This is a genomic window from Kosakonia sp. S57, assembly GCF_016516575.1.
GTDB lineage: Bacteria > Pseudomonadota > Gammaproteobacteria > Enterobacterales > Enterobacteriaceae > Kosakonia > Kosakonia cowanii.
On the sequence record NZ_JACVUL010000014.1, the window covers coordinates 51,547 to 77,025 of the forward strand.

Below are 25,479 nucleotides of genomic sequence, written 5' to 3' on the forward strand. Positions count from 1 at the left end.
CTCAATTCCTTACTGCGCCTGCACGCGCAACTCTGCCGCGCTACGACTACGGTGACCCAACAGCGCTTTCACATCGCTGGACTTCGGCTTAACCAGGGCAAATTTGGCGGCAAAGGTCGGCCAGTTGGCCAGCATCTCTTCACCGCGCTGCGAGCCGGTGTGCTGTACATGCTCGGTAATCAACCCGCGCAGATGCTCTTCGTGGATCGCCAGATCGTCGACGCTCAGCACTTCCACCAGCTCCGGGTTCACGCGCTTGCGGAACTCGCCATCTTCATCCAGCACGTAGGCGAAGCCGCCGGTCATGCCCGCGCCAAAGTTGACGCCGGTTTTGCCGAGTACGCAGACGATACCGCCTGTCATATATTCACAGCCGTTGTCGCCAATGCCTTCAACCACGGTAATCGCACCGGAGTTACGCACGGCGAAACGCTCGCCCGCGCGGCCTGCGGCGTACAGACGACCGCCGGTTGCGCCATACAGGCAGGTGTTACCGATAATGCTCGCTTCGTGGCTACGGAACGCCGAACCGACCGGCGGACGTACCGCCAGCAGCCCGCCCGCCATGCCTTTACCGACATAGTCGTTGGCATCGCCGGTGAGGTAAAGCTCAACGCCGCCCGCGTTCCAGACGCCGAAACTCTGGCCTGCGGTACCGCTGAAGTAGGCTTTGATCGGATCCGATGCCAGGCCCTGATCGCCATGGGTCTGGGCGATATAACCCGAGAGCAGCGCGCCAACCGAGCGGTCAGTGTTGCGGATATCAAACCAGAAGGTTTTGCTCTGGCGCTCATCAACAAACGGTTTCGCCTGCTGCAACAGCTGGGCATTCAGCACGCCATTGTCGAACGGCGGGTTGCTCTCTGTGCAGTAGAGCGCTTTACCGGCGTGCGGTTCAGCGGTCTCCAGCAGTTTGGAGAGATCCAGCTTCTGCTGACGCGCGGTAAAGCCATCAAGCTCTTTCAGCAGGTCGGTGCGGCCAATCAGATCCACCAGGCGTTTCACGCCCAGTTGCGCCATTAGCTCGCGGGTTTCACGGGCGATAAATTCAAAGTAGTTGGTCACTTTGAACGGCAGCCCGTGGTAGTGATTCTTACGCAGCTTCTCATCCTGGGTTGCCACACCGGTTGCGCAGTTGTTGAGGTGACAAATACGCAGGTATTTACAGCCCAGCGCCACCATCGGGCCGGTACCGAAACCGAAGCTCTCTGCACCGAGAATCGCTGCTTTGATAATGTCCTGACCGGTTTTCAGACCGCCATCGACCTGCAAGCGAATCTTATGACGCAGACCGTTCGCCACCAGCGCCTGCTGGGTTTCCACCAGGCCAAGCTCCCACGGGCAGCCCGCGTATTTTACGGAGGAGAGCGGGCTTGCGCCGGTACCGCCGTCGTAACCGGCAATGGTGATCAGATCGGCATAGGCTTTCGCCACGCCGGTCGCGATGGTGCCAACACCCGGTTCGGAAACCAGTTTGACGGAGATCAGCGCCTTCGGGTTGACCTGTTTCAGGTCGAAAATCAGCTGCGCCAGATCCTCGATCGAGTAGATATCGTGGTGCGGCGGCGGCGAAATCAGCGTCACGCCCGGTACGGAGTAACGCAATTTGGCAATGTACGGGGTCACTTTATCGCCCGGCAACTGACCGCCTTCGCCCGGCTTCGCGCCCTGCGCCACTTTGATCTGGATAACATCAGCGTTCACCAGGTAGGCTGGCGTGACGCCGAAGCGACCGGAAGCGACCTGCTTGATACGCGACACTTTGTTGGTGCCGTAGCGCGCCGGATCTTCGCCGCCTTCGCCGGAGTTGGAGAAGCCGCCGAGGCTGTTCATCGCTTCCGCCAGCGCTTCGTGTGCTTCCGGGCTGAGCGCGCCGATAGACATCGCCGCCGTATCGAAGCGTTTAAACAGCTCTGTCGCCGGTTCAACGTCGTTAAGACTTACCGCTTCACTGCCCGGCGTAATGGCCAGCAGATCGCGCAGCGTTGCCGCCGGACGCTCGTTAACCAGCTTCGCGTACTGCTGATAGTCGCTGTAGTCGCCGCTCTCAACCGCTTTTTGCAGTGTGCGCACCACGTCCGGGTTATAGGCGTGGTATTCACCGCCGTGAACGTACTTCAGCAAGCCGCCTTGCTCCAGCGGTTTGCGCGCCAGCCAGGCACGTTTGGAGAGGTTCAACAGATCCTGCTGGAAGTCCGGGAAGCTGGCACCGCCGATACGGCTGACCACACCCTGGAAGCAGAGCTCGGTAACATCATCATGCAGGCCGACCGCTTCAAACAGTTTTGAGCAGCGGTAAGAGGCGATAGTCGAGATGCCCATTTTGGACATGATCTTGTACAGCCCTTTGTTGATGCCGTTGCGGTAGTTCAGCATCACCGTGCGGTAATTCTTCTCAATCGCTTTGCTGTCGATAAGCTTCGCCAGCGTCTCATACGCCAGGTAGGGGTAGATCGCCGTCGCGCCGAAGCCCAGCAGCACCGCAAAGTGGTGCGGATCGCGGGCGCTGGCGGTTTCAACAATGATGTTGGCGTCGCAGCGCAGGTTCTTATCCACCAGGCGCGCCTGAATCGCACCAACTGCCATTGGCGCCGGAACCGGCAGGCGGTTTTTGGCGATATTGCGATCGGAGAGCACCAGCAGAACGGTACCGGCGCGCACCATCGCTTCCGCTTTGTCGCACAGCGCTTTAATAGTCTCTTCCAGCGTCGTTGCCGTGGCGTCGAAGGTGATATCGAGCGTATCCGCGCGATAGTGCTCCTCGGTCATGGTGGTGAGTTGTTTGAAATCGGAGTAGAGCAGAATCGGCGATTTGAAGCTCAGACGGTGCGCCTGGCCTTCCGCTTCGCAGAAGACGTTCATTTCACGGCCGATACTGGTCGCCAGCGACATCACATGCGCTTCGCGCAGCGGATCGATAGGCGGGTTGGTCACTTGCGCAAACTGCTGGCGGAAGTAGTCATAAATGATGCGCGGCTGGCTGGAGAGCACGGCAAACGGCGTATCATCACCCATCGAGCCGACCGCTTCCTGGCCGTTCTCGCCCAGCACGCGGATCACCGAGTCCAGCTCTTCAAAGCTGTAGTTAAACTGTTTCTGGTAGCTGGTGAGCAGATCGTCATCCATCTCGCGGATGCCGACTTCATCGTCGGAGAGATCTTCAAACGGCACCAGGCGGCGGACGTTTTTCTCCATCCACTCTTTATACGGGTGGCGGCTTTTCAGATCGTCATCGGTCTCGGCGGAGTGCAGAATGCGCCCGCCGCGGGTATCGATAACCATCAGTTCGCCTGGCCCGACACGGCCTTTCTCAACCACTTCATCCGGCTGGTAATCCCAGATGCCCACTTCAGAAGCGCAGGTGATGAGCTTATCTTTGGTGATGACGTAGCGCGCCGGACGCAGACCGTTACGGTCGAGGTTACAGGCGGCAAAACGCCCATCGGACATCACGATGCCCGCCGGGCCGTCCCACGGCTCCATATGCATGGAGTTAAAGTCGAAGAAGCTGCGCAGATCCTGATCCATCTCCGGGTTGTTCTGCCAGGCTGGCGGCACCAGTAAGCGCATGGCGCGCACAATATCCATCCCGCCTGCTAACAGTAGTTCCAGCATGTTATCCATCGAGCTGGAGTCAGAGCCGGTTTCGTTGACGAACGGCGCAGCATCATGCAGATCGGGGATCAGCGGCGTCTGGAATTTGTAAGTACGCGCGCGCGCCCACTGGCGGTTACCGGTAATGGTGTTGATTTCACCGTTGTGCGCCAGATAGCGGAAAGGCTGCGCCAGCGGCCAGCGCGGCACGGTGTTGGTGGAGAAGCGCTGGTGGAAGAGGCAGATGGCCGATTCCAGACGCAGATCCGCCAGGTCCAGGTAGAAGCGCGGCAGATCCGCCGGCATACAGAGACCTTTATAGATGTTGACGAGGTTAGAGAGGCTACAGACGTAGAACTCTTTATCCTCCTGTAAACGCTTTTCAATGCGGCGGCGGGCAATAAAGAGACGGCGCTCCATATCACGCGGACGCCAGCCGGCCGGGGCGTTAACGAAAACTTGCTCGATACGAGGCAGTGAGGAGAGGGCGATTTCACCGAGTACGCCTTCGTTGGTCGGCACATCGCGCCAGCCAACGAGCGAGAGAGTCTCACGCTGAAGTTCTTCTTCTACAACACGACGCGATGCAGCCGCTTTTTCCGGATCCTGATTGAGGAACAGCATGCCGACGGCGTAGTTTTTGGCTAAGCGCCAGCCGCGCTCTTCGGCGACGATGCGGAAGAAACGGTCAGGTTTTTGCAACAGCAGGCCGCAACCGTCACCGGTTTTACCATCGGCAAGGATCGCGCCGCGGTGCTGCATGCGGGCCAGTGCGTGAATAGCGGTACGCACTACCTTGTGGCTAGGTTCGCCTTCTATGTGGGCGATCAGGCCGAAACCACAGTTATCTCTCTCAAGAGATTTATCGTACAACATATCAGTGAACCTCCCCAGGCTCTGCGAGAGCCCTCCCGATCGTTACGCACAGGCGCAGAAAGAGCATGGCGACGGGGCAATGGCCTCGTATGTCGCCCTCTTCATTTCCTTTTCGCATCGATTCACAAGTGTTGAGGACTTGCTTAAGAGGGAATCTCAATTACTGCATAAATATGATGAGCAGACTGCTCATCCAGAAAGCTTCCAGCGGATTTCCAACTTATCGGGAATCCGCACACAGGTCAAATGCCGAGCTTATTTATCCAAAAATGTGCTAACAGACATTCATCGTGTTGATTTAAAAGGATGTTTAATCAGTTTTACTTTCAGTTATGGCAGCATAATGCGCTGGGAGAGTGTGATCTGACTCACTGTAGTAAAGCGCTGTTTCCGCTCTTCTGTTCTGACCTGACTTTTATTAGCAGATTATTATCCTGCTTCTGTGACCAGTGCCGCATAATCTCACTGTTTTTCAGGTAGAGACCTATTTCTGCAAATTTACCTTTCAGCATAAGGAAAAGTAATCACCCTGAGGGTGAATGAAATAGCGGTTATGTTGACTGATTATGCAATGGATAAAGCTTTCCCGGGCGATTGATCCAGGTCATCGCCGATGAAAGCTAATAGTGGCAGGCTACGCCCTTTGATTTGGGCGGCCTTTCAGATTATGCAGTTACAGAAATTAGTCAATATGTTTGGTGGGGATCTTGCCCGGCGCTATGGCGAAAAAGTTCATAAGCTGACGCTGCACGGCGGCTTTAGCTGTCCAAACCGCGATGGCACGTTAGGCCGCGGCGGCTGTACTTTCTGCAACGTCGCCTCTTTTGCCGATGAGGCGCAGCAGTACCGCCCAATTGCGATGCAGCTTGCCGAACAGGCGCAGCGCGTTAACCGCGCCCGGCGCTATCTCGCCTATTTTCAGGCCTATACCAGCACCTGGGCGGAAGTGCAGGTGCTGCGCGAGATGTACCAGCAGGCGCTGAGCCAGGCCAATATGGTTGGGTTGTGTGTCGGAACGCGTCCCGACTGTGTGCCGGACGCGGTGCTGGATCTGCTGTGTGACTACCGCCAGCAGGGCTTTGAGGTGTGGCTGGAGCTGGGGTTACAAACCGCGCACGATAAAACTCTGCACCGCATCAATCGCGGGCACGATTTCGCCTGTTACCAAAATACCGCGCGGCTCGCCCGCGAGCGCGGCCTGAAGGTTTGTACCCATCTGATTGCTGGCCTGCCGGGCGAGCGGTTGCCGGATTGCATGGCGACGCTTGAGCGCGTGGTCGAAACCGGCGTCGACGGCATTAAGCTGCACCCGCTGCATATTGTGAAGGGCAGCATTATGGCAAAAGCCTGGGAAGCGGGGCGTCTGAACGCCATCGGGCTTGAGGAGTACACCGCCATTGCTGGCGAGATGATCCGCCACACGCCGCCAGAGGTAATCTACCACCGCGTTTCTGCCAGCGCCCGTCGTCCGACCCTGCTGGCGCCGCTGTGGTGCGAAAACCGCTGGACCGGCATGGTCGAACTTAACACCTACCTTACTGCACACGGCGGCCAGGGCTCGGCGCTGGGTCGCTGCTGGACGCCGCCCGCCTGAACCCGGGTCAACCACACATTATTGCCGCATTTTTCGCACAAGCTTCAACGCCTTGCTCAGAATTGAGTATTATTGAGCGGACTTGTTTAAGGAAAACGCTATGAAGCAAATCCGTTTACTGGCGCAATATTACGTCGACCTGATGATGAAGCTGGGTCTGGTGCGCTTTTCCATGCTGTTGGCGCTGGCGCTGGTGGTGCTGGCCATCGTGGTGCAAATGGCAGTCACGATGGTATTGCAGGGGCAGGTTGAGCGTATTGACGTGATCCGCTCTATCTTCTTTGGTCTGCTGATCACCCCCTGGGCGGTCTACTTTTTATCGGTGGTGGTTGAGCAACTTGAGGAGTCACGCCAGCGCTTATCGCGGCTGGTGGAGAAGCTGGAAGAGATGCGCGAGCGCGATCTTAAGCTCAACGTGAAGCTTAAAGACAACATCATGCAGCTTAACCAGGAGATCAGCGATCGCGAGAAGGCCGAAGCGGAGCGACAGGCAACGTTTGAGCGGCTGAAGATTGAGATGCAGGAGCGCGAGCAGACGCAGATCCAGCTCGAACAGCAATCCTCTTTCCTGCGCTCTTTCCTGGATGCCTCCCCCGATCTGGTCTTCTATCGCAATGAAGATAAAGAGTTTTCCGGCTGCAACCGTGCGATGGAGCTGCTCACTGGCAAAAGCGAAAAGCAGCTGATTCACCTCAAGCCGCAGGATGTCTACTCGGCGGAAGCGGCGCAAAAAGTGATTGAAACCGACGAGAAAGTCTTTCGTCATAACGTCTCGCTCACCTATGAGCAGTGGCTGGATTACCCTGACGGGCGTAAAGCCTGCTTCGAAATCCGTAAAGTTCCCTACTATGACCGCGTCGGTAAACGCCACGGGCTGATGGGCTTCGGGCGCGATATTACCGAGCGTAAGCGCTATCAGGATGCGCTGGAGCGCGCCAGCCGCGACAAGACCACCTTTATCTCTACCATCAGCCACGAACTGCGCACGCCGCTTAACGGCATCGTCGGTTTAAGCCGCATTCTGCTGGATACCGACCTGGCGCCTGAACAGGAGAAGTACCTCAAAACGATCCATGTCTCTGCGGTGACGCTGGGCAATATCTTCAACGATATTATCGATATGGATAAGATGGAGCGGCGCAAAGTGCAGCTCGATAACCAGCCGCTCGACTTCACCAGCTTCCTGGCGGATCTGGAGAACCTATCCGGGCTGCAGGCGCATCAAAAAGGGCTGCGCTTCGAGTTGGAGCCGACGCTGCCGCTGCCACACCAGGTGATCACCGACGGCACCCGTTTGCGGCAGATCCTCTGGAACCTCATCAGCAACGCGGTGAAATTTACCCGCGAAGGGCAGGTGACGGTGCGTGTGCGCTATGACGAAGGTGAGATCCTCCACTTCGAAGTACAGGACTCCGGGATCGGTATTCCGCGCGATGAGCAGGACAAAATCTTCGCCATGTATTATCAGGTGAAGGATAGCCACGGCGGCAAACCGGCCACCGGTACCGGTATCGGGCTTGCGGTGTCGCGCCGTCTGGCGAAAAGCATGGGCGGCGATATTACCGTCAGCAGCCAGCCTGGCAACGGCTCGCTCTTTACATTGACCGTTCATGCTCCTGCGGTGGCGGAAGAGGTTGACGACGCCTTCGAAGAGGATGAGATGCCCTTACCGGCGCTGCATGTGCTGCTGGTAGAAGATATCGAACTCAACGTGATTGTCGCGCGCTCGGTACTGGAGAAACTCGGCAACAGCGTCGATGTGGCGATGACCGGCGGTGCCGCGCTGGAGATGTTTGCACCGGGCGAATATGACCTGGTGCTGCTCGATATTCAGCTGCCGGATATGACCGGGCTGGATATTTCGCGCGCGCTCACCAGCCGCTATTCACGCGACGAGCTGCCGCCGCTGGTGGCGCTGACCGCTAACGTGCTGAAAGATAAGCAGGAGTATCTGGATGCCGGCATGGATGATGTCTTAAGCAAACCGCTGGCGGTGCCAGCATTAACGGCGATGATCAAGAAGTTTTGGGACGCCGGAGATGAGGAGGAGGAACAGGTGGCAACGATAGACAACGACAAAGCGCAAACTCTGCTGGATACCGCCATGCTTGAGCAGTATCTCGAGCTGGTTGGGCCGAAGCTGATTACCGATGGGCTGGCGGTGTTTGAGAAGATGATGCCGGGCTACCTGAGCGTGCTGGAGTCGAACCTCACCGCGCGCGACCAGAAAGGGATTGTCGAAGAGGGGCACAAAATTAAGGGCGCTGCCGGATCCGTCGGCCTGCGCCATCTGCAGCAGTTAGGCCAGCAGATCCAGTCCCCGGATCTTCCCGCCTGGTGGGATAATGTCGGCGAATGGGTGGAAGAGATGAAGCAGGAGTGGCGCAATGATGTCGCGGTGCTCAAAGCCTGGGTGGCAGACGCTGCAAAAAAATGACCCCGGATTAACCGGGGTGCGCGAATACTGCGCCAACACCAGGGAAACCGTGGCTGCGCCGTAATTTTTGGTTTTAATTGCAAGGGCGCAGTCTATTAAAATTCGACCACACGCACATAAGATAGCAAATCTTAAATGATTTGTTACAGCAATCAGTGAAATGTGTGAAGCAAGGCTTCCTTATCAAAATTTTTAGTTATTGACCGCAATTCGCAGAAAGGATGTTTGGCATGAAAAGAGTCGGCGTTGTTCTTAGTGGGTCTGGTGTGTATGACGGTTCCGAGATCCACGAAGCGGTAATTACCCTGCTGGCGCTTGCCCGCAACGGCGCAGAGGCTGTCTGTTTCGCGCCCGATAAAGCGCAAAGGGATGTCATCAATCACCTCACCGGCGAAAGCATGGCGGAAAGCCGCAACGTGCTGGTTGAGGCCGCCCGTATTACCCGCGGCAAGATCGCGCCACTGGCGCAGGCATCAGTAAACGATCTGGATGCGCTGATTGTTCCCGGCGGCTTTGGCGCGGCGAAAAACCTCAGCAGCTTTGCCAGCCTCGGCGGCGACTGCGCGGTGGATAACGATCTGAAAACCCTCGCGCTGGCGATGCACGAGGCTGGAAAACCGCTCGGTTTTATGTGCATTGCGCCGGCGACGCTACCGAAGATTTTCGACTTCCCGCTGCGTCTCACCATCGGAACCGATGTCGACACTGCCGAAGTTTTGGAAGAGATGGGCGCGGAGCACGTGCCGTGTCCGGTGGACGATATTGTTGTCGATGAAGAGAACAAAGTGGTGACTACCCCGGCGTATATGCTGGCGGAAGACATTGCCCAGGCGGCAACAGGAATTGAGAAGCTGGTGACGCGCGTGCTGGTATTGTGCGAATGAAGCGAGGCGGAGGCGGTACGCTGAAGGCCGCGCTGAAACGTCTTCTTCTGCGTGTTCTGTTAGTGCTGGTGGTCTTCTGGGGCGGCGGTATTCTGCTGTTCAGCATCTTACCCGTGCCGTTTTCCGCAGTGATGGTCGAGCGGCAGCTAAGTGCGTGGCTGACGGGGGATTTTAGCTATGTCGCCCACTCGGACTGGGTCAGCATGGATGAGATCTCACCGTGGATGGCGCTGGCGGTGGTTGCCGCTGAAGATCAGCGCTTTCCCGATCACTGGGGATTAGATGTGGAGGCGATCGAAAAAGCGCTCTCACATAATGAAAAGCATGAGAACCGCATTCGCGGCGCTTCGACACTGTCGCAACAGACGGTGAAAAACCTCTTTTTGTGGGACGGTAAAAGCTGGCTGCGAAAAGGGCTGGAGGCGGGCCTGACGGTAACAACTGAAGCGGTATGGACGAAACGGCGTATCCTGACGGTCTACCTGAATATTGCGGAGTTTGGTGACGGCATATTTGGTGTGGAAGAGGCGTCGCAGCGCTATTTTCATAAACCCGCGAGCCGGCTGACGATGTCGGAAGCCGCGCTGCTGGCGGCGGTGCTGCCGAACCCGATTCGTTATAAGGCGGCAGCGCCTTCAGGTTATGTGCGTAACCGTCAGGCGTGGATCATGCGCCAGATGCAACAGCTGGGTGGCGAAGGCTTTTTGCAGAGTAACAACCTGCACTGATTACTCTTCGTCGAACCCGGCGATAAACAGCGCCACCACCGCGGCCAGCGCTTCCTCTTCCTGAGGGCCGCTGGCTTCGACTTCAATTTGTCGGCCTTTGGCGGAATCCAGCATCAGCAGAGCGATCACGCTGCTGGCTTCCGCTTCGGTACCCTCTTCGTTACGCAGCAGAACTTCCGCGTCAAAGCCCTGTACCAGTTCAAACAGTTTCATCGCCGGGCGCGCGTGCATGCCCAGCTTATTGGTGATCTCAACGGTTTGTTTTACGGTCATGTTTTGCGTTTTTCCAGCGTACGGTGACGGGACTGCACGTTTTTGCCGCGCGAGCGGAAGTAGTCCGCCAGCTGCTCGGCGATATAGACAGAGCGGTGTTTACCCCCGGTACAACCGATGGCAACCGTCAGGTAGCTGCGGTTGTTGGTCTCCAGCATCGGCAACCAGAGCTCGAGGTAACTGCGCGTCTGGTAGATGAAGTTATGCACTTCGGTGTGCCTGTCGAGGAATGCAGCGACGGGCTTATCGAGGCCGGTCATCGGACGCAGTTTCGGATCCCAGTGCGGGTTCGGCAGGAAGCGCACGTCAAAGACGTAATCGGCATCGATAGGAATGCCGTGCTTGAAGCCGAAGGATTCGAAGACCATGGTCAGTTCGCGCTCGCGTTTGCCTAAAAGGCGTGTGCGCAGCATCTCTGCCAGCTCATGCACCGACATCTCTGAGGTATCAACAATCAGATCGGCACGCGAACGCAGCGGCTCAAGCAGATTGCTCTCTTCATCGATGGCGCTCTCCAGCGACAGGTTTTTGCTTGAGAGCGGATGCAGGCGGCGCGTGTCGCTGTAGCGGCGGATCAGGGTGTTGCGATCCGCATCTAAAAAGAGCAGCTGCGGCGAAAATGCCTCTGGCAGATTGCTCATCGCCTGCTCAAAGATCTCCGGCGACTCCGGCATATTGCGCACATCGATACTGACGGCGGCAGAGATCTGGCGATCGGCGAGGGTTTGCGCCAGCTCCGGCAACAGCACAACCGGCAGGTTATCAACACAGTAGAAACCCATATCTTCCAGTGCGCGTAGCGCCACGGATTTCCCTGAACCCGAACGACCACTGACGATCATCAGGACCATGGGTCATTTCTCCTCAGAACGACTGACAAGTAGAGTCTTACCCGGTTACGCATCGCCGCGCTCGCCTTCTGTCTGCGTGATGATCTCGTACAGCTCTTCATCACTCTGCGCGCCGCGCAGGCGCCGACAAATGGTTTTATCTGCCAGCCGCTTGGCGACCAGCGAAAGGGTGTGCAGATGCGTTTTGGTTTGATCTGCCGGCACCAGCAGGGCAAAGAGCAGATCGACGGGTTGATTATCGATAGCGTCGAAGGCAATCGGCGTTTCGAGTTGCACAAACACGCCGACGGCGCGCAGTGTATCTTCCTCGAGCTTGCCGTGGGGAATGGCGATACCGTTACCAATGCCGGTACTGCCCATTTTTTCACGCGTAAGAACCGCTTCGAAGACCACCTGCGGCGGCAGACCTAACTGTTTCGCCGCCAGCTCGCTGATAATTTCCAGCGCGCGTTTTTTACTCTGGCAGTGAACGCCGCTACGGGTACATTCCTGGTTAAGCACTGTGCTCAGTTGAAGAGCCGAATCGTTATTCATCATAATTTCACCTAAGCGACGCCGGAGCCAGCACCCAACCGGGTTGCGGTCGGGTGCAACGCGCCAGACGGACGCCCGGACAATTAGTGTTGTTTCAGTTTATCTTTATGCTTCGTGAGCTGCCGCGCCAGTTTATCAATTAAACCGTCAATAGCAGCATACATATCTTGTCCTTCCGCACTGGCATGCAGCTCGCCTCCATTCACATGCAGCGTGGCATCTGAAATGTGCGTCACCTTTTCCACTTTCAACACAACATAAACCTGATTAATCCTGTCGAAATAGTGCTCCAGCTTGGCGAATTTGCTGTTTAAAAACTCGCGCAGGGCATCGGTAATCTCAACGTTTTGTCCGGTGATGTTTAGCTGCATAGTGTCTTCCTTATCGGTTGGGTCACACCAGCTGTTTACGCTGGTTAGACGGCGGAATGGATAAAGATTCTCGATACTTCGCAACGGTTCGCCGCGCGACCATGATTCCCTGATTGGAAAGCAGCGTCGTCAGCTTACTGTCGCTCAGCGGTTTTGCAGGGTTTTCCGCGGCGATCAACTTCTTCACCAGTGCGCGAATAGCCGTGGAGGAGGCTTCGCCGCCGCCTTCGGTATTCACATGGCTGGAGAAGAAATACTTCAGTTCAAAAATGCCGCGAGGACTGTGCAGGTACTTCTGGGTGGTAACACGAGAGATAGTGGACTCGTGCATCTCGACGGCCTGGGCGATATCCGCCAGCACCATCGGTTTCATAAATTCTTCGCCCTGCTCAAAGAACGCCTGCTGCTGCTCGACGATGCAGCGGCTGACGCGCAGCAGCGTGTCATTGCGGCTCTCCAGGCTTTTGATCAACCACTTCGCTTCCTGCAAATTACTGCGAATGAACTGCGTATCGGCGTCGTTACGCCCGCCGCTGCCCATCGCTGCATACTGCTGGTTGATCTTAAGACGCGGAATGCTGTCGGCGTTAAGCTCAACCGCCCAGCGCCCGTTGTGTTTGCGCACCAGCACATCGGGGATCACATACTCTGGCTCGCTGGTCTGTATCGACTGCCCGGGGCGCGGATCGAGGGACTGGATCAGATTGACCGCCTCTTTCAGCACATCCTCTTTCAGGCGCGTCACGCGCATCAGCGAGCGGAAGTCATGATTGGCCAGCAGATCGAGATGATCGCAGATAATCAGCCGGGCCTCTTCACACCACGGTGTCGCTTTGGCGAACTGGGAGAGCTGAACCAGCAGGCAGTCGCGCAGATCGCGCGCGGCAACGCCAACGGGATCGAAACGCTGAACGCGCTTTAGCACCGCTTCGACTTCATCCATGCCGATCTCGTCGTTCCCCATGCTCTCGAGGATCTCCTCAAGCGTCACGGTGAGATAGCCGGTTTCATCTACGGCATCAACGATCGAGGTCGCAATGGCGCGATCCGTATCGGAGAAGGGGGTCAGCTCAACCTGCCACATCAGGTAATCCTGTAGCGACTGGGTGGTTTCGCCCTGGTAGATCGGCAGTTCATCATCAATATAATCGTTACTGCTGCCGGACGGCGTGCCTGCGGTATAGATCTCATCCCAACTGGCATCCAGCGGCAGTTCGTCAGGCATCTCTTTCTGTTCGAGTGCATCCGCGGTGTCCAGGCCATCTTTTTCCTGAACCTGTTCGCTATCCACTTCTTCGTGAAGATCGGTTTGTTCCAGCAGTGGGTTGCTCTCCAGCGCCTGCTGAAGTTCCTGCTGAAGTTCCAACGTGGACAACTGCAAAAGGCGAATGGCCTGTTGCAGTTGCGGCGTCATGGCTAGCTGTTGGCTAAGCCGTAGTTGCAAACCTTGCTTCATATTCAGAGCAGCACTCTCCGACAAAAAATGTCAATAAACCTTACCCTATCAGAGTCTGAAGTCTTCCCCAAGATATACGCGCTTAACATGTTCGTCTTCAAGGATTTGCTGCGGCGTGCCGTGGGCGATGAGATGCCCCTGGCTGACAATATAGGCGCGCTCACAAACGGCCAGCGTTTCGCGCACATTATGGTCGGTAATCAGCACCCCAAGCCCGCTGTCACGCAGATGCTCGATAATGCGTTTGATGTCGATAACCGAGATCGGGTCAACGCCCGCAAAGGGTTCATCGAGCAGGATAAATTTCGGGTTTGCCGCCAGCGCGCGGGCAATCTCGACGCGGCGACGTTCACCGCCGGAGAGCGCCTGGCCCATGCTGTCGCGCAGGTGATCGATATGGAACTCTTCCATCAGCTCGTTGGCGCGATCTTCACGCTGTTCCGCGGTGAGATCGTCACGAATTTGCAGCACCGCCATCAGGTTGTCATAGACGCTGAGGCGGCGGAAGATGGAAGCTTCCTGCGGCAGATAGCCGATGCCGCGGCGCGCGCGCGCATGCAGCGGCAGCAGGCTGATATCTTCATCATCAATAATGATGTTGCCGGCATCGCGCGCGACAATCCCGACCACCATATAGAAGGTGGTGGTTTTCCCTGCGCCGTTAGGGCCAAGCAAACCGACGATTTCACCGGAATTAACGGTCAGACTGACGTCTTCGACCACGCGACGGCCTTTATAAGCCTTGGCGAGATTCTTTGCAGTTAATGTTGCCATAACGGATTAGTTACTCTTCTTTTGCGCCGGGGCCGGGGCGGATTTATTACTCTTGTCCTGTAACTGCGACGGTACCAGCACAGTAGTCACGCGCTTACCTTTGTCGCTGAACGCCTGCATCTTCTGCTCTTTCACAAGGTAGGTGATTTTGTCACCAGCAATATTGCTGTCCAACTGCTCGAGATAGGCGTTGCCGGTCAGGATGACGAAATCTTTTTCCAGTTCGTAGTGCATTTGCGAGGCGTGGCCTTTAACCGGCTTACCGTTGTCCTGCATCTGATAGAAGGTGGCCGGATTGCCGTAACCGTCGATGATCTCTCTGCCTTGCTGACCGCCCGGGCGGGTGACCACGACCTTATCGGCGTTGATCTTAATCGTCCCCTGCGTCACCACGACATTGCCGGTGAAGGTGACAACATTCCCCTGCATATCCAGCGACTGCTGATCGGAGTCGATGTGGATCGGCTGGTCGGTATCCCCGGTCACAGCGAGCGCCGGAAGCGCGGCAGCGAAGAGCGTACCCGCCAGGAGAAGATTAAGGCTGCGTTTGTTTGTTTTGAATTTCATAGGAGCTTCTAACCTTTTCAATCAGCTCGGCGTTTTTGCTGCGTAAATTGCCGCGCATTTTCAGGCCGGTGGAATTAAATGTTGTTCCGTATAACGTAACCTGATCGTCTGAGAAAACATCCTGGGTGACCAGGTTGATCCGGGCGTTATCCGTGGTGATTCTGCGTAATTGTGCGTCCGCAGTCAGCGCGTTAACTTCGACATGTCCATAGAGGTAAAGCATTTTGTCGTCGGTGAGCTTTGCTTTATCCGACTTGATAGACCAGGTCGGAACTTTGTTCTCATCGAAGGTGGTTAACACCGGTTTGGCAAACCAGCTAACGCTATCGGCGGAGTAGTACTCCACATTCTGCGCGATCAGACGATAGTTCAGCGCGCCTTCCGGGCTGTAAACGACAGTATCCGTATGTTGGCTTTTATAAGTCGGATCTGAATTGTTCGCTGCGCTCTGTTCCGGCGCATCCTGAGTGGTGAAGTTGATACCAATCAGAACCAGTGCGACCAGCGCCAGCAGAATAATGACCCAACGTCTGGTTTTACTCATATTGATTGCCCTTTGGCTTCATCCAGCTTGCCCTGTGCCAGCAGCAGTAAGTCACACACTTCACGCACCGCGCCGCGACCGCCGTTAATCCGCGTCACGTAATCGGCGCGCGCGCTGAGCAGCGGGTGCGCATCGGCAACGGCCACGCTCAGGCCAATCTCCGCCATCACCGGCCAGTCGATCAAATCGTCGCCGATATAGGCGACCTGATCCGCCGTCAAATCGAGGCGTGCAAGCAGCTCCCGATAGGCGATCATTTTGTCTGATTGCCCCTGGTAGAGATGGGTGATGCCCAGCGTTTCGCAGCGATCTTCTACCAGTTTAGCGTTACGCCCGGTAATGATCGCCATCTCGATACCGGAGGTGAGGGCGCTGCGAATGCCATAACCGTCGCGGACATTGAACGCTTTTAGCTCTTCACCATTATTGCCCATATAGATGAGCCCGTCGGACAGCACGCCATCCACATCGAGGATCAGCAGGCGAATCTTCGCGGCTTTCTCCATGACTTGCGTGCTTACCGGCCCATAGCAGGTAGCAAGCGACGCGCCAGCATTACTCATTCTTATGTCCTTCTTTACACCACGCCCGCGCGCAGTAAGTCATGCATATGTAACACACCCAGTAACTGCTCACCATCGGCAACCAGTACGCAGGTAATGTGACGGGATTGCATCAGGTTAAGGGCATCGACTGCCAGCGTATTGGGCCGCACGCGCACGCCGCCTGGCGTCATCACATCGGCGATGCCGAGGCTGCGCACATCGGCGCCCATATCAAACACGCGACGCAGGTCACCATCGGTAAAGATACCTTCGATCTTCATCAGATCGTCGCAGATCACCGTCATACCTAAATTCTTACGCGTGATCTCCAGTAACGCATCACGCAGGCTGGCCTCTTTGCTGACGTGTGGGATCTCATCCCCGGTGTGCATGATGTCATTCACACGTAGCAGCAGTTTGCGGCCCAGCGCGCCGCCCGGATGGGAGAGGGCAAAATCTTCGGCGGTAAAGCCGCGCGCTTTCAGCAGCGCCACGGCCAGCGCGTCGCCCATTACCAGCGCTGCGGTGGTGCTGGAGGTCGGCGCCAGCCCCAGCGGGCAGGCCTCTTTCGGCACTTTTACGCATAAATGGATATCCGCCGCGCGCGCCATGCTGCTCTCAGGGCGGCTGGTCATGCAAATCAGCGCGACCTTGAGGCGCTTCAGCACCGGGATGAGCGCGAGGATCTCGTTGGACTCACCGGAGTTCGACAGCGCAATCACGACATCCTGCGGGCTGACCATACCCAGGTCGCCATGCGCGGCTTCACCGGGGTGGACGAAAAAGGCGGGCGTGCCGGTGCTGGCAAAGGTCGCCGCCATTTTCCGGCCGATATGGCCCGATTTGCCCATGCCCATCACCACGACTTTGCCAGCACAATAAGCGATGCTTTCGCATGCGCGGGTGAAATCTTCATTAATGTACTGATCCAGCTGTGCGAGGCCTTCACGTTCAATCGCCAGAACTTCTTTGCCGGCTTGTTGAAAGTCAAAACCCGGCTGCAAATCTATTTGCGACATAGTGCGTATCCGATTATCCCGTCAAAAGCGGCGACAGCAAGTAGAGCATCGCCAGCCATATGATAAACCCACCGAACAACAGCCCCCCGACAGCACGACTGATCTGCTTGCGTCGCCAGCAGATCAGCGCGAAAAGGGCGCTGACCAGCACCATTACCCCGTAATCGCGCGTGAACGCCATCGGGTTAAAGCTGCCTGGCGCAATCAGTGCCGGCAAGCCAAGCACGATCGCGATATTAAAAATGTTGGAGCCGATAAGGTTGCCGATGGCGATATCGTCTTCCCCTTTGCGCGCGCCCGCGATAGCGGTGGCAAGCTCGGGAAGGCCGGTACCGATGGCGATAACCGTCAGGCCGATAGTCAGTTCGCTGATGGCAAAGAAGTTCGCCACCACCGTGGCGTTATCCACCACCATGCGTGTCGCCATCGGCATGATAATCAGCGCGACGCCCAGCCAGAGGCAGGCAACCGACACACTTCCCTCTCGCGGCAGCTCGGCCAGCTGCTCGCGCGTCAGGCTATCATTACCCTGGCGTTCGGCCAGACGGGCGATTTTAACAATGAACACCAGCCATAGCACGGCTAATAACAGTAAAAAGATGCCGTCTATGGGCGTAAGCCGCCCATCATACAGCACGACGCCCGCCAGCAGGCTAGCTACTAAGGTTAACGGCAATTCACGGCGCAGAATATCGGAATGCACGGTAAAAGGGTGTAACAGCGCGGCAACGCCGAGGATCAGCAGGATATTGGTGATGTTCGATCCGATGGCGGTGCCGATAGCGAGATCGAGCTGGCCATGCAGTGAGGCGGCGACAGAGGTGATGATTTCCGGCAACGAGGTGCCAATACTGACCACCGTCATGCCAATAATTAATGGCGGAATACCAAGAGCGCGGCAAAGAATGGAGGCGGCAAACACCAGACGATCGGCACTGTAGACCACAAGAAGTAAACCAATTATCAATAGCGCCGTCGCTAAGAGCATCTAACGTCCTTTCTTCAGGTATAATTTTGCCGTTTCGCAGGCCGCTATACCGGGTTAAAACCGGAACTTCCGCGTAGCGTAATGATTCCTAATTTTGACTTTATGCGGCTCAAAAGTAAAACAAATGCCAGCTTTCGCTAACCTGGGCGGGTAATATTCTGTAAAAATGCTGGGTTCGTGATGATATCAAGCGTAATGCTTGCAGCCCATAGGGTGATAAGGAAGAGGAAATGAGCCAGACAGTGGCGAATTTGGTCGATGTTCGTGGCGTCAGCTTCTCCCGAGGCAACCGCCCGATCTTCGACAATATTTCACTGACCGTACCGCGCGGGAAAATCACCGCCATTATGGGGCCGTCAGGGATCGGTAAAACCACCTTACTGCGCCTGATTGGCGGGCAGATCCCGCCCGATAGCGGCGAAATCTTATTTGATGGCGAAAACGTGCCGGCCATGTCGCGTTCGCGCCTCTTCACCGTGCGCAAAAGAATGAGCATGCTCTTTCAGTCCGGCGCGCTCTTCACCGATATGAATGTGTTTGATAACGTCGCCTATCCGCTGCGCGAACATACCACTTTGCCACCGGCGCTGTTGCACAGCACGGTGATGATGAAGCTCGAAGCGGTCGGGCTGCGCGGTGCGGCGAAATTGATGCCCTCCGAGCTCTCTGGCGGTATGGCGCGGCGTGCGGCGCTGGCGCGCGCGATTGCGCTGGAACCGGATCTGATCATGTTTGATGAGCCCTTCGTCGGCCAGGATCCCATAACCATGGGGGTGCTGGTGAAGCTTATCTCTGAGCTGAATAACGCGCTGGGCGTCACCTGTATCGTTGTTTCCCATGATGTGCCGGAGGTGTTGAGCATCGCGGATTACGCCTATATTGTGGCGGACCGGAAAATTGTCGCCCACGGCAGCGCGCAGGGGCTGCAGGATAATAGCGATCCTCGCGTCCGTCAGTTCCTTGATGGCATCGCCGACGGGCCGGTTCCGTTCCGCTATCCTGCTGGTGATTACCAGCGCGATCTTTTAGAAACAGGGAGTTAATACACTCATGCTGTTAAATGCACTGGCTGCGCTTGGCCATCGTGGGATCAAAACGATCGCGACGTTCGGGCGTGCCGGGTTAATGCTGTTCAACGCCCTGGTTGGCAAGCCGGAGTTTCGCAAACACGCGCCGCTGCTGATCCGCCAGCTCTATAACGTCGGTGTGCTGTCGATGGTCATTATCCTCGTCTCCGGCGTCTTTATCGGCATGGTGCTGGGGCTACAGGGCTACCTGGTGCTGACAACTTACAGCGCGGAGACGAGTCTTGGCATGCTGGTGGCGTTATCGCTGCTACGCGAGTTAGGCCCGGTTGTTGCCGCGCTGCTGTTTGCCGGACGCGCAGGCTCGGCGCTCACCGCAGAGATTGGCTTGATGCGCGCCACCGAGCAGCTCTCCAGCCTCGAGATGATGGCGGTCGATCCTTTACGTCGGGTCATTTCGCCGCGTTTCTGGGCGGGCGTCATCTCTCTGCCGCTACTGACGGTTATGTTTGTCGCGGTTGGTATCTGGGGCGGCTCGCTGGTGGGCGTTAACTGGAAAGGGATCGACAGTGGTTTCTTCTGGACTGCGATGCAGAACGCCGTCGACCTGCGAATGGATCTGGTTAACTGTCTGATTAAAAGCGTGGTCTTTGCCATCACCGTGACCTGGATTGCGCTGTTTAACGGTTACGATGCGATCCCGACTTCGGCCGGGATCAGCCGCGCGACAACACGCACCGTTGTGCACTCCTCGCTGGCCGTTCTCGGTCTGGATTTTGTGCTCACCGCATTGATGTTTGGGAATTGAGTTCATGCAAACGAAAAAAAGTGAAATTTGGGTCGGCCTGTTTCTTCTGCTGGCGTTACTGGCGGGGCTCTTTATCTGCCTGAAAGCGGCAGATGTCGCCTCGATGCGTACAGAACCGACGTACCGCGTTTATGCCACCTTTGACAATATCGGCGGCCTGAAAGCCAATTCGCCGGTGCGTATCGGCGGGGTGGTGATTGGGCGCGTATCGGATATCTCTCTCGACCCGAAAACGTATCTGCCGCGCGTAACGCTGGATATCGAAGAGCGTTACAACCAGATCCCGGATACCAGCTCGCTGGCAATCCGCACATCAGGCCTGCTGGGCGAACAATATCTGGCGTTAAACGTCGGGTTTGACGATCCCGAGATGGGAACATCTATGCTTAAGGAAGGCAGCACAATTCAGGACACCAAGTCCGCGATGGTGCTGGAAGATCTCATTGGTCAGTTCCTTTACAACAGTAAAGGTGGCGACAATAAGAATTCAGGCGATGCGGCGGCGCAAAATGAAGGGAATACTCAACCTGCGCCGTCTGCGGATCAGACGCATTAACGAGGAGAAGTGACGCAATGTTTAAACGTCTCATGATGGTTGCTCTGCTGGTCGTTGCACCGTTGAGCTCGGCTTTGGCTGTTGATCAAAGCAACCCGTACACCGCAATGCAGGGGGCGGCGAAACAGACTTTCGATCGCCTCAAAAATGAACAACCGAAAATCCGCGCGAACCCGGATTACCTGCGTGAGGTGGTCGATCAAGAGCTGCTGCCCTACGTCCAGGTGAAATATGCCGGCGCGCTGGTGCTGGGCCGTTATTACAAAGAAGCGACCCCTGCGCAGCGTGATGCCTACTTCAAGGCGTTCCGCGAATATCTGAAGCAGGCATACGGTCAGGCGCTGGCGCTCTACCACGGCCAGACTTACCAGATTGCCCCGGAACAGCCGCTGGGCGATGCCACTATCGTGCCGATTCGCGTCACCATCGTCGATCCGAACGGTCGTCCGCCGGTACGCCTCGATTTCCAGTGGCGTAAAAACAGCCAGACCGGTAACTGGCAGGCTTATGACATGATCGCTGAAGGCGTAAGCATGATCACCACGAAGCAGAATGAGTGGAGCGATCTGCTGCGTACTAAAGGTATCGATGGCCTGACTGCTGAGCTGCAGTCTATCTCCCGCCAGAAAATTACCCTGGACGAGAAGAAGCAATGACCCAGCAGCTAAGCTGGTCGCGTGACGGCGAACGCCTGGTGTTGCTGGGCGAGCTGGATCAGGACGTGTTAAATCCTTTATGGGATGCGCGCGCAGAGGCGATGAAAGGGGTAACCACCATCGATCTGCAGGGCGTAACACGGGTTGATACCGCAGGCGTCGCGCTGCTGGTTCATCTGGTTGAACTCGGTAAAAAGCAGGGCACGGATGTGACGCTGCTGGGCGTAAGTGAGAATGTGAGCACCCTTGCGGCGCTCTATAACTTGCCGCAAAGTGCCTTGCCACGCTAATTTTTTCAATACGTTACTATTTAAAGCCCCGTCCAGAGAGTGGATGGGGCTTTTTGCTTATTTAAGACCGTCGCACTTTCCTCTAAGATGTGTGACTGTTTTCACTTTTAGATGATATTTACGCCCATGGAAAATCATGAAATCCAGACCGTGCTGATGGAAGCACTCTCTCTCCAGGAAGCCCACGTCACTGGCGATGGCAGCCATTTTCAGGTTGTCGCTGTGGGTGAAGTTTTTGACGGCATGAGCCGGGTCAAGAAGCAGCAAACCATCTATGGCCCGCTGATGGAGTACATCGCGGATAACCGCATTCATGCCCTGTCGATCAAAGCGTATACGCCGCAAGAATGGGCGCGCGATCGCAAACTCAACGGCTTTTGAGCGCTGGCGGTATGATCCGCCGCGCGTGTGAATTCTTAACAGAGATCAGATAAATGGATAAGTTTCGTGTACAGGGGCCAACGCGTCTCCAGGGCGAAGTGACAATTTCAGGTGCCAAAAACGCCGCACTGCCGATTCTTTTCGCCGCGCTGCTGGCCGAAGAGCCGGTCGAAATCCGCAACGTGCCGAAACTGAAAGATATCGACACGACCATCAAGCTGCTGAGCCAGCTCGGTACCAAAATTGAGCGTAATGGCTCGGTGTGGATCGATGCCAGCAAGGTGAACGTCTTCTGTGCGCCGTACGACCTGGTGAAAACCATGCGCGCTTCGATTTGGGCGCTGGGACCGCTGGTTGCCCGTTTCGGCCAGGGGCAGGTTTCGCTCCCGGGCGGTTGCGCGATTGGCGCGCGTCCGGTCGATCTGCATATCACCGGTCTTGAGCAGCTGGGCGCGGAGATTAAGCTGGAAGAGGGCTACGTTAAAGCCTCTGTCGACGGCCGACTGAAGGGCGCGCACATTGTAATGGACAAAGTGAGCGTTGGCGCGACGGTGACGATTATGTCCGCTGCGACGCTGGCTGAAGGCACCACCATTATCGAAAACGCCGCGCGCGAGCCGGAAATTGTCGATACCGCCAACTTCCTCAATACGCTCGGTGCCAAAATTACCGGCATGGGCACTGACCGCATCACCATCGAGGGCGTAGAGCGCCTTGGCGGCGGTGTGTATCGCGTGCTGCCGGACCGCATCGAAACCGGGACCTTCCTGGTGGCTGCGGCGATCTCCGGCGGAAAAATTGTTTGTCGCAACGCCCAGCCGGATACGCTGGATGCCGTGCTGGCTAAACTGCGTGACGCGGGTGCGGATATTGAACTGGGCGAAGACTGGATTAGCCTCGATATGCACGGTAAACGTCCGAAAGCCGTTAACGTGCGTACCGCGCCGCATCCGGGTTTCCCGACAGATATGCAGGCGCAGTTCACGCTGCTGAACCTGGTGGCTGAAGGTACCGGTGTGATCACTGAAACCATCTTCGAGAACCGCTTCATGCACATCCCTGAGCTGATTCGTATGGGTGCTCATGCAGAGATTGAGAGCAACACCGCGATTTGCCACGGCGTAGAAACGCTCTCCGGCGCGCAGGTGATGGCGACCGATCTGCGTGCATCTGCGAGCCTCGTGCTGGCTGGCTGTATTGCGGAAGGGACGACCTATGTCGATCGCATCTACCACATCGATCGTGGTTATGAGCGTATCGAAGATAAGCTCAGCGCGCTGGGCGCGAAGATTGAGCGTGTGAAGGGCGAATAACCTCTACACCATTAAAAAAGGGAGCGAAAGCTCCCTTTTTTTATCTGCGACATTTTTACGCTTCACTGCGTTTTTTCCTGATGAACTTGGTTTTATCAAGAAATGCGTGCGTGATGGGATCGTGGTAACGCGAAGGCCATATAACCCAGGGATCGGTATCCAGCGCCCGGGCAATAATCAACTCTCCCTTCGGCCAGGGTCGGGTCAGTGCATTGGCGAGGGTGGAGGAACTCAAGCCATTTTTTCGAGATTCAGCCGCCAGCGACGTACCCTTTTTTCGCAGCCCGGCAATAATATCGGCTTGATGCCAGTCGGTATATTTCGTTTCCATAACATCTCCCTGATGAGAATCGGTTTCAACCATTGTTCGCCAACAACGCAGATCACTATACGCATATGGGAATATTTGTTCTAAAAAGTTCAGGGAGATTGTTATGTTTTCAGATTATGCCAAGGCTTGCGCAGCAAGGATTCGGCGCCTGAAAAGGGATGTTATAAGAGCTTATTGGAACTTTCCCGCGATAAATCGCGGGAAACAGAGAGATTAACGATCGCGCTGAACGGCGATGTGGGCAAGGGCAATGAGCGCATCGCGCCACTCAGAGTGCGGGAGAACCTGCAGCGCGGCGATGGCTTTATCCGCCTCTTCTTCAGCACGGCGACGCGTCCACTCCAGCGACCCGCACTGCGCCATTGCTTCCAGAACCGGTTCCAGAAGATGGCGTCCGCTTCCCTGTTCAATCGCTTCACGGATCATCTGCGCCTGCTCAGGGGTACCGTTATGCATTGCATGCAGCAGCGGCAGCGTCGGTTTGCCTTCGTTAAGGTCATCGCCGGTATTTTTACCCAGCGTTTCGCCATCCGCGCTGTAATCGAGCAGATCGTCAATCAGCTGGAATGCAGTGCCCAGGTAGCGGCCATAATCCTGCAGCCCCTTCTCCTGTGCCTCTGAACAGCCCGCCAGTAAACCAGAACACTGAGCGGCCGCTTCGAACAGGCGCGCGGTTTTGCTGTAAATCACGCGCATATAGTTCTCTTCGGTAATGTTCGGGTCGTTGACGTTCATCAATTGCAGCACTTCGCCTTCTGCAATCACGTTCACCGCTTCTGACATCACCTCCAGCACCTTCAGCGAGCCGAGGCTGGTCATCATCTGGAATGCACGGGTATAGATAAAATCCCCGACCAGTACGCTGGCGGCATTACCAAAGGCGGCGTTCGCCGTTGCCTTGCCGCGGCGCATATCTGATTCATCCACAACGTCGTCGTGGAGGAGGGTTGCTGTGTGGATAAATTCGATTAATGCAGCGATGGTGACATGCGCGTTGCCTTCATAGCCAACTGCGCGCGCCGCCAGTACAGCGATCATCGGACGTATGCGTTTGCCGCCGCCGCTTACGATGTAATAACCCAACTGGTTGATTAATTTCACATCCGAGTTGAGTTGTTGCAGAATCGTCGCGTTCACACCCGCCATATCTTGCGCGGTTAACTCATTGATTTTTTCTAAATTCATCGCAAAAGCCGGGCTTTCAGTCCTGTTTACCACATATCAAAAGTGGGATAACAAAGGGTTACGGGTTTGAATAGTATTGTCGATTGTACTGAAAAAACGCGCCAGATAAACGTTACCTTACACGTTGTGTTTTTTTTCTGCGAGGAGTGACGATCACACTTGTCAACGGCTCGCAATTTGCGTAATATTCGCGCCCTATTGTGAATATTTATAGCGCCCTCTGAATTTATCAGGATAGGTGCGCGGAAGCGGAGTTTTATATGTACGCGGTTTTCCAAAGTGGTGGTAAACAACACCGAGTAAGCGAAGGTCAGACCGTTCGCCTGGAAAAGCTGGACATCGCAACTGGTGAATCTGTTGAATTCGCTGAAGTTCTGATGATCGCAAACGGTGAAGAAGTCAAAATCGGCGTTCCTTTCGTTGATGGCGGCGTAATCAAAGCTGAAGTTGTTGCTCATGGTCGTGGCGAGAAAGTTAAAATCGTTAAGTTTCGTCGTCGTAAACACTACCGTAAGCAGCAGGGCCATCGTCAGTGGTTCACTGATGTGAAAATTACTGGCATCAGCGCCTAAGACCTGAGGAGAGATTTAAATGGCACATAAAAAGGCTGGCGGCTCAACTCGTAACGGTCGCGATTCAGAAGCTAAACGTCTGGGCGTAAAACGCTTCGGCGGTGAAGCAGTTCTGGCAGGTAGCATCATCGTTCGTCAACGTGGTACTAAATTCCACGCTGGTTCCAACGTAGGTTGCGGCCGTGACCACACTCTGTTCGCTTTGACTGACGGTAAAGTTAAGTTCGAAGTTAAAGGCCCGAAAAACCGTAAATTCATCAGCATCGTTGCTGAATAAGTTTTTCGCGTCCCGGTAACGGAAGAAAGCCCCGCAACACGTTGCGGGGC

Annotated in this window: 27 protein-coding genes; 13 read left to right on the forward strand and 14 right to left on the reverse strand. The window is 56.0% G+C overall.

From position 1 onward, the window contains the following. Positions 1-9: 9 nt before the first annotated feature. Positions 10-4,470, reverse strand: coding sequence for a glutamate synthase large subunit (gene gltB / locus IAE48_RS14605; protein ID WP_200134819.1), 4,461 nt, complete (start codon positions 4,468-4,470; stop codon positions 10-12). Between the two features lie 667 nt (positions 4,471-5,137). Here gltB and IAE48_RS14610 point away from each other — a divergent pair. The 4 genes from IAE48_RS14610 to mtgA all read left to right on the forward strand — a co-directional run bounded on the left by IAE48_RS14610 (position 5,138) and on the right by mtgA (position 10,113). After that, positions 5,138-6,064: a TIGR01212 family radical SAM protein gene (locus IAE48_RS14610; protein WP_200134852.1), complete on the forward strand. Its 927-nt coding sequence runs from the start codon at positions 5,138-5,140 to the stop codon at positions 6,062-6,064. Between the two features lie 100 nt (positions 6,065-6,164). Further along, positions 6,165-8,501 (forward strand): aerobic respiration two-component sensor histidine kinase ArcB, encoded by a 2,337-nt coding sequence (arcB, locus tag IAE48_RS14615; RefSeq protein WP_200134820.1) that lies wholly within the window; start codon positions 6,165-6,167, stop codon positions 8,499-8,501. A 230-nt stretch (positions 8,502-8,731) separates the two neighbouring features. Continuing rightward, entirely contained in the window at positions 8,732-9,385 is a 654-nt protein-coding gene (elbB, locus tag IAE48_RS14620) for an isoprenoid biosynthesis glyoxalase ElbB (RefSeq protein WP_200134821.1), read from the forward strand. After that, a complete protein-coding gene (gene mtgA, locus IAE48_RS14625; RefSeq protein ID WP_200134822.1) occupies positions 9,382-10,113 on the forward strand; it encodes a monofunctional biosynthetic peptidoglycan transglycosylase in 732 nt (243 codons plus the stop codon). Before elbB ends, mtgA begins: the two co-directional genes overlap by 4 nt. Here mtgA and npr read toward each other — a convergent pair whose 3' ends face one another. The 11 genes from npr to IAE48_RS14680 form a co-directional block, all read right to left on the reverse strand. After that, complete coding sequence (gene npr / locus IAE48_RS14630; protein WP_023481048.1) at positions 10,114-10,386, reverse strand: PTS phosphocarrier protein NPr; 273 nt, start codon at positions 10,384-10,386, stop codon at positions 10,114-10,116. Beyond that, the gene (gene rapZ / locus IAE48_RS14635; RefSeq protein ID WP_023480906.1) at positions 10,383-11,237 is read right to left on the reverse strand and encodes an RNase adapter RapZ; all 855 of its coding nucleotides are present in this window, start codon (positions 11,235-11,237) and stop codon (positions 10,383-10,385) included. Before rapZ ends, npr begins: the two co-directional genes overlap by 4 nt. Positions 11,238-11,282: 45 nt before the next feature. Continuing rightward, positions 11,283-11,774, reverse strand: a complete 492-nt coding sequence (gene ptsN, locus IAE48_RS14640; protein ID WP_023480947.1) for a PTS IIA-like nitrogen regulatory protein PtsN — start codon at positions 11,772-11,774, stop codon at positions 11,283-11,285. Positions 11,775-11,854: 80 nt separating this feature from the next. After that, positions 11,855-12,142: a ribosome hibernation promoting factor gene (hpf, locus tag IAE48_RS14645; RefSeq protein WP_054802969.1), complete on the reverse strand. Its 288-nt coding sequence runs from the start codon at positions 12,140-12,142 to the stop codon at positions 11,855-11,857. 22 nt (positions 12,143-12,164) lie between these two features. Next, entirely contained in the window at positions 12,165-13,598 is a 1,434-nt protein-coding gene (gene rpoN, locus IAE48_RS14650; protein WP_200134823.1) for an RNA polymerase factor sigma-54, read from the reverse strand. Between the two features lie 48 nt (positions 13,599-13,646). Then, entirely contained in the window at positions 13,647-14,372 is a 726-nt protein-coding gene (gene lptB, locus IAE48_RS14655; protein ID WP_023480831.1) for an LPS export ABC transporter ATP-binding protein, read from the reverse strand. A gap of 6 nt (positions 14,373-14,378) precedes the next feature. After that, on the reverse strand, positions 14,379-14,939 hold the full coding sequence (gene lptA / locus IAE48_RS14660; protein ID WP_200134824.1) for a lipopolysaccharide ABC transporter substrate-binding protein LptA: 561 nt from the start codon (positions 14,937-14,939) through the stop codon (positions 14,379-14,381). Then, positions 14,908-15,483: an LPS export ABC transporter periplasmic protein LptC gene (lptC, locus tag IAE48_RS14665; protein ID WP_042713872.1), complete on the reverse strand. Its 576-nt coding sequence runs from the start codon at positions 15,481-15,483 to the stop codon at positions 14,908-14,910. Before lptC ends, lptA begins: the two co-directional genes overlap by 32 nt. After that, complete coding sequence (kdsC, locus tag IAE48_RS14670; protein WP_023480796.1) at positions 15,480-16,046, reverse strand: 3-deoxy-manno-octulosonate-8-phosphatase KdsC; 567 nt, start codon at positions 16,044-16,046, stop codon at positions 15,480-15,482. Before kdsC ends, lptC begins: the two co-directional genes overlap by 4 nt. A 14-nt stretch (positions 16,047-16,060) precedes the next feature. After that, positions 16,061-17,047: an arabinose-5-phosphate isomerase KdsD gene (gene kdsD, locus IAE48_RS14675; protein WP_023481006.1), complete on the reverse strand. Its 987-nt coding sequence runs from the start codon at positions 17,045-17,047 to the stop codon at positions 16,061-16,063. A gap of 13 nt (positions 17,048-17,060) precedes the next feature. Continuing rightward, on the reverse strand, positions 17,061-18,035 hold the full coding sequence (locus IAE48_RS14680) for a calcium/sodium antiporter (protein ID WP_200134825.1): 975 nt from the start codon (positions 18,033-18,035) through the stop codon (positions 17,061-17,063). A 230-nt stretch (positions 18,036-18,265) separates the two neighbouring features. Between IAE48_RS14680 and mlaF the strand changes: the two genes are divergently transcribed. The 7 genes from mlaF to murA all read left to right on the forward strand — a co-directional run bounded on the left by mlaF (position 18,266) and on the right by murA (position 23,064). After that, positions 18,266-19,078 (forward strand): phospholipid ABC transporter ATP-binding protein MlaF, encoded by an 813-nt coding sequence (gene mlaF / locus IAE48_RS14685; RefSeq protein WP_042713878.1) that lies wholly within the window; start codon positions 18,266-18,268, stop codon positions 19,076-19,078. A gap of 7 nt (positions 19,079-19,085) precedes the next feature. Next, complete coding sequence (mlaE, locus tag IAE48_RS14690) at positions 19,086-19,868, forward strand: lipid asymmetry maintenance ABC transporter permease subunit MlaE (RefSeq protein WP_023480856.1); 783 nt, start codon at positions 19,086-19,088, stop codon at positions 19,866-19,868. 4 nt (positions 19,869-19,872) lie between these two features. Continuing rightward, positions 19,873-20,424 (forward strand): outer membrane lipid asymmetry maintenance protein MlaD, encoded by a 552-nt coding sequence (mlaD, locus tag IAE48_RS14695; protein WP_023480973.1) that lies wholly within the window; start codon positions 19,873-19,875, stop codon positions 20,422-20,424. Between the two features lie 17 nt (positions 20,425-20,441). Next, positions 20,442-21,080, forward strand: a complete 639-nt coding sequence (gene mlaC, locus IAE48_RS14700) for a phospholipid-binding protein MlaC (protein ID WP_023481036.1) — start codon at positions 20,442-20,444, stop codon at positions 21,078-21,080. Beyond that, positions 21,077-21,370: a lipid asymmetry maintenance protein MlaB gene (mlaB, locus tag IAE48_RS14705; protein ID WP_042713885.1), complete on the forward strand. Its 294-nt coding sequence runs from the start codon at positions 21,077-21,079 to the stop codon at positions 21,368-21,370. The genes mlaC and mlaB overlap by 4 nt, the downstream gene beginning before the upstream one ends. Positions 21,371-21,496: 126 nt before the next feature. Next, positions 21,497-21,751, forward strand: coding sequence for a BolA family iron metabolism protein IbaG (ibaG, locus tag IAE48_RS14710; RefSeq protein ID WP_023480818.1), 255 nt, complete (start codon positions 21,497-21,499; stop codon positions 21,749-21,751). Between the two features lie 53 nt (positions 21,752-21,804). After that, positions 21,805-23,064: a UDP-N-acetylglucosamine 1-carboxyvinyltransferase gene (murA, locus tag IAE48_RS14715; RefSeq protein WP_054802972.1), complete on the forward strand. Its 1,260-nt coding sequence runs from the start codon at positions 21,805-21,807 to the stop codon at positions 23,062-23,064. 55 nt (positions 23,065-23,119) lie between these two features. On the opposite strand, the gene sfsB is transcribed toward murA, so the two are convergent. Further along, the gene (gene sfsB / locus IAE48_RS14720) at positions 23,120-23,395 is read right to left on the reverse strand and encodes a DNA-binding transcriptional regulator SfsB (protein WP_023481038.1); all 276 of its coding nucleotides are present in this window, start codon (positions 23,393-23,395) and stop codon (positions 23,120-23,122) included. Between the two features lie 213 nt (positions 23,396-23,608). Then, complete coding sequence (ispB, locus tag IAE48_RS14725; protein WP_023481026.1) at positions 23,609-24,580, reverse strand: octaprenyl diphosphate synthase; 972 nt, start codon at positions 24,578-24,580, stop codon at positions 23,609-23,611. A gap of 260 nt (positions 24,581-24,840) precedes the next feature. Between ispB and rplU the strand changes: the two genes are divergently transcribed. Then, positions 24,841-25,152 (forward strand): 50S ribosomal protein L21, encoded by a 312-nt coding sequence (gene rplU, locus IAE48_RS14730; protein WP_003025032.1) that lies wholly within the window; start codon positions 24,841-24,843, stop codon positions 25,150-25,152. Positions 25,153-25,171: 19 nt separating this feature from the next. Further along, entirely contained in the window at positions 25,172-25,429 is a 258-nt protein-coding gene (gene rpmA, locus IAE48_RS14735) for a 50S ribosomal protein L27 (protein ID WP_017457338.1), read from the forward strand. Positions 25,430-25,479: the final 50 nt, after the last annotated feature.

Excerpts from the sequence above, each read along its gene's own strand:
- IAE48_RS14610 (WP_200134852.1), top strand. The coding sequence starts at position 5,138 with ATGCAGTTACAGAAATTAGTCAATATGTTTGGTGGGGATCTTGCCCGG.
- lptB (WP_023480831.1), bottom strand. The coding sequence starts at position 14,372 with ATGGCAACATTAACTGCAAAGAATCTCGCCAAGGCTTATAAAGGCCGT.
- elbB (WP_200134821.1), top strand. The coding sequence starts at position 8,732 with ATGAAAAGAGTCGGCGTTGTTCTTAGTGGGTCTGGTGTGTATGACGGT.
- mlaD (WP_023480973.1), top strand. The coding sequence starts at position 19,873 with ATGCAAACGAAAAAAAGTGAAATTTGGGTCGGCCTGTTTCTTCTGCTG.
- npr (WP_023481048.1), bottom strand. The coding sequence starts at position 10,386 with ATGACCGTAAAACAAACCGTTGAGATCACCAATAAGCTGGGCATGCAC.
- rpoN (WP_200134823.1), bottom strand. The coding sequence starts at position 13,598 with ATGAAGCAAGGTTTGCAACTACGGCTTAGCCAACAGCTAGCCATGACG.
- sfsB (WP_023481038.1), bottom strand. The coding sequence starts at position 23,395 with ATGGAAACGAAATATACCGACTGGCATCAAGCCGATATTATTGCCGGG.
- IAE48_RS14680 (WP_200134825.1), bottom strand. The coding sequence starts at position 18,035 with ATGCTCTTAGCGACGGCGCTATTGATAATTGGTTTACTTCTTGTGGTC.
- mlaB (WP_042713885.1), top strand. The coding sequence starts at position 21,077 with ATGACCCAGCAGCTAAGCTGGTCGCGTGACGGCGAACGCCTGGTGTTG.
- mlaE (WP_023480856.1), top strand. The coding sequence starts at position 19,086 with ATGCTGTTAAATGCACTGGCTGCGCTTGGCCATCGTGGGATCAAAACG.
- mtgA (WP_200134822.1), top strand. The coding sequence starts at position 9,382 with ATGAAGCGAGGCGGAGGCGGTACGCTGAAGGCCGCGCTGAAACGTCTT.
- lptC (WP_042713872.1), bottom strand. The coding sequence starts at position 15,483 with ATGAGTAAAACCAGACGTTGGGTCATTATTCTGCTGGCGCTGGTCGCA.
- hpf (WP_054802969.1), bottom strand. The coding sequence starts at position 12,142 with ATGCAGCTAAACATCACCGGACAAAACGTTGAGATTACCGATGCCCTG.
- rplU (WP_003025032.1), top strand. The coding sequence starts at position 24,841 with ATGTACGCGGTTTTCCAAAGTGGTGGTAAACAACACCGAGTAAGCGAA.
- kdsD (WP_023481006.1), bottom strand. The coding sequence starts at position 17,047 with ATGTCGCAAATAGATTTGCAGCCGGGTTTTGACTTTCAACAAGCCGGC.
- arcB (WP_200134820.1), top strand. The coding sequence starts at position 6,165 with ATGAAGCAAATCCGTTTACTGGCGCAATATTACGTCGACCTGATGATG.
- mlaC (WP_023481036.1), top strand. The coding sequence starts at position 20,442 with ATGTTTAAACGTCTCATGATGGTTGCTCTGCTGGTCGTTGCACCGTTG.
- kdsC (WP_023480796.1), bottom strand. The coding sequence starts at position 16,046 with ATGAGTAATGCTGGCGCGTCGCTTGCTACCTGCTATGGGCCGGTAAGC.
- rapZ (WP_023480906.1), bottom strand. The coding sequence starts at position 11,237 with ATGGTCCTGATGATCGTCAGTGGTCGTTCGGGTTCAGGGAAATCCGTG.
- ispB (WP_023481026.1), bottom strand. The coding sequence starts at position 24,580 with ATGAATTTAGAAAAAATCAATGAGTTAACCGCGCAAGATATGGCGGGT.
- ibaG (WP_023480818.1), top strand. The coding sequence starts at position 21,497 with ATGGAAAATCATGAAATCCAGACCGTGCTGATGGAAGCACTCTCTCTC.
- rpmA (WP_017457338.1), top strand. The coding sequence starts at position 25,172 with ATGGCACATAAAAAGGCTGGCGGCTCAACTCGTAACGGTCGCGATTCA.
- ptsN (WP_023480947.1), bottom strand. The coding sequence starts at position 11,774 with ATGATGAATAACGATTCGGCTCTTCAACTGAGCACAGTGCTTAACCAG.
- murA (WP_054802972.1), top strand. The coding sequence starts at position 21,805 with ATGGATAAGTTTCGTGTACAGGGGCCAACGCGTCTCCAGGGCGAAGTG.
- mlaF (WP_042713878.1), top strand. The coding sequence starts at position 18,266 with ATGAGCCAGACAGTGGCGAATTTGGTCGATGTTCGTGGCGTCAGCTTC.
- lptA (WP_200134824.1), bottom strand. The coding sequence starts at position 14,939 with ATGAAATTCAAAACAAACAAACGCAGCCTTAATCTTCTCCTGGCGGGT.
- gltB (WP_200134819.1), bottom strand. The coding sequence starts at position 4,470 with ATGTTGTACGATAAATCTCTTGAGAGAGATAACTGTGGTTTCGGCCTG.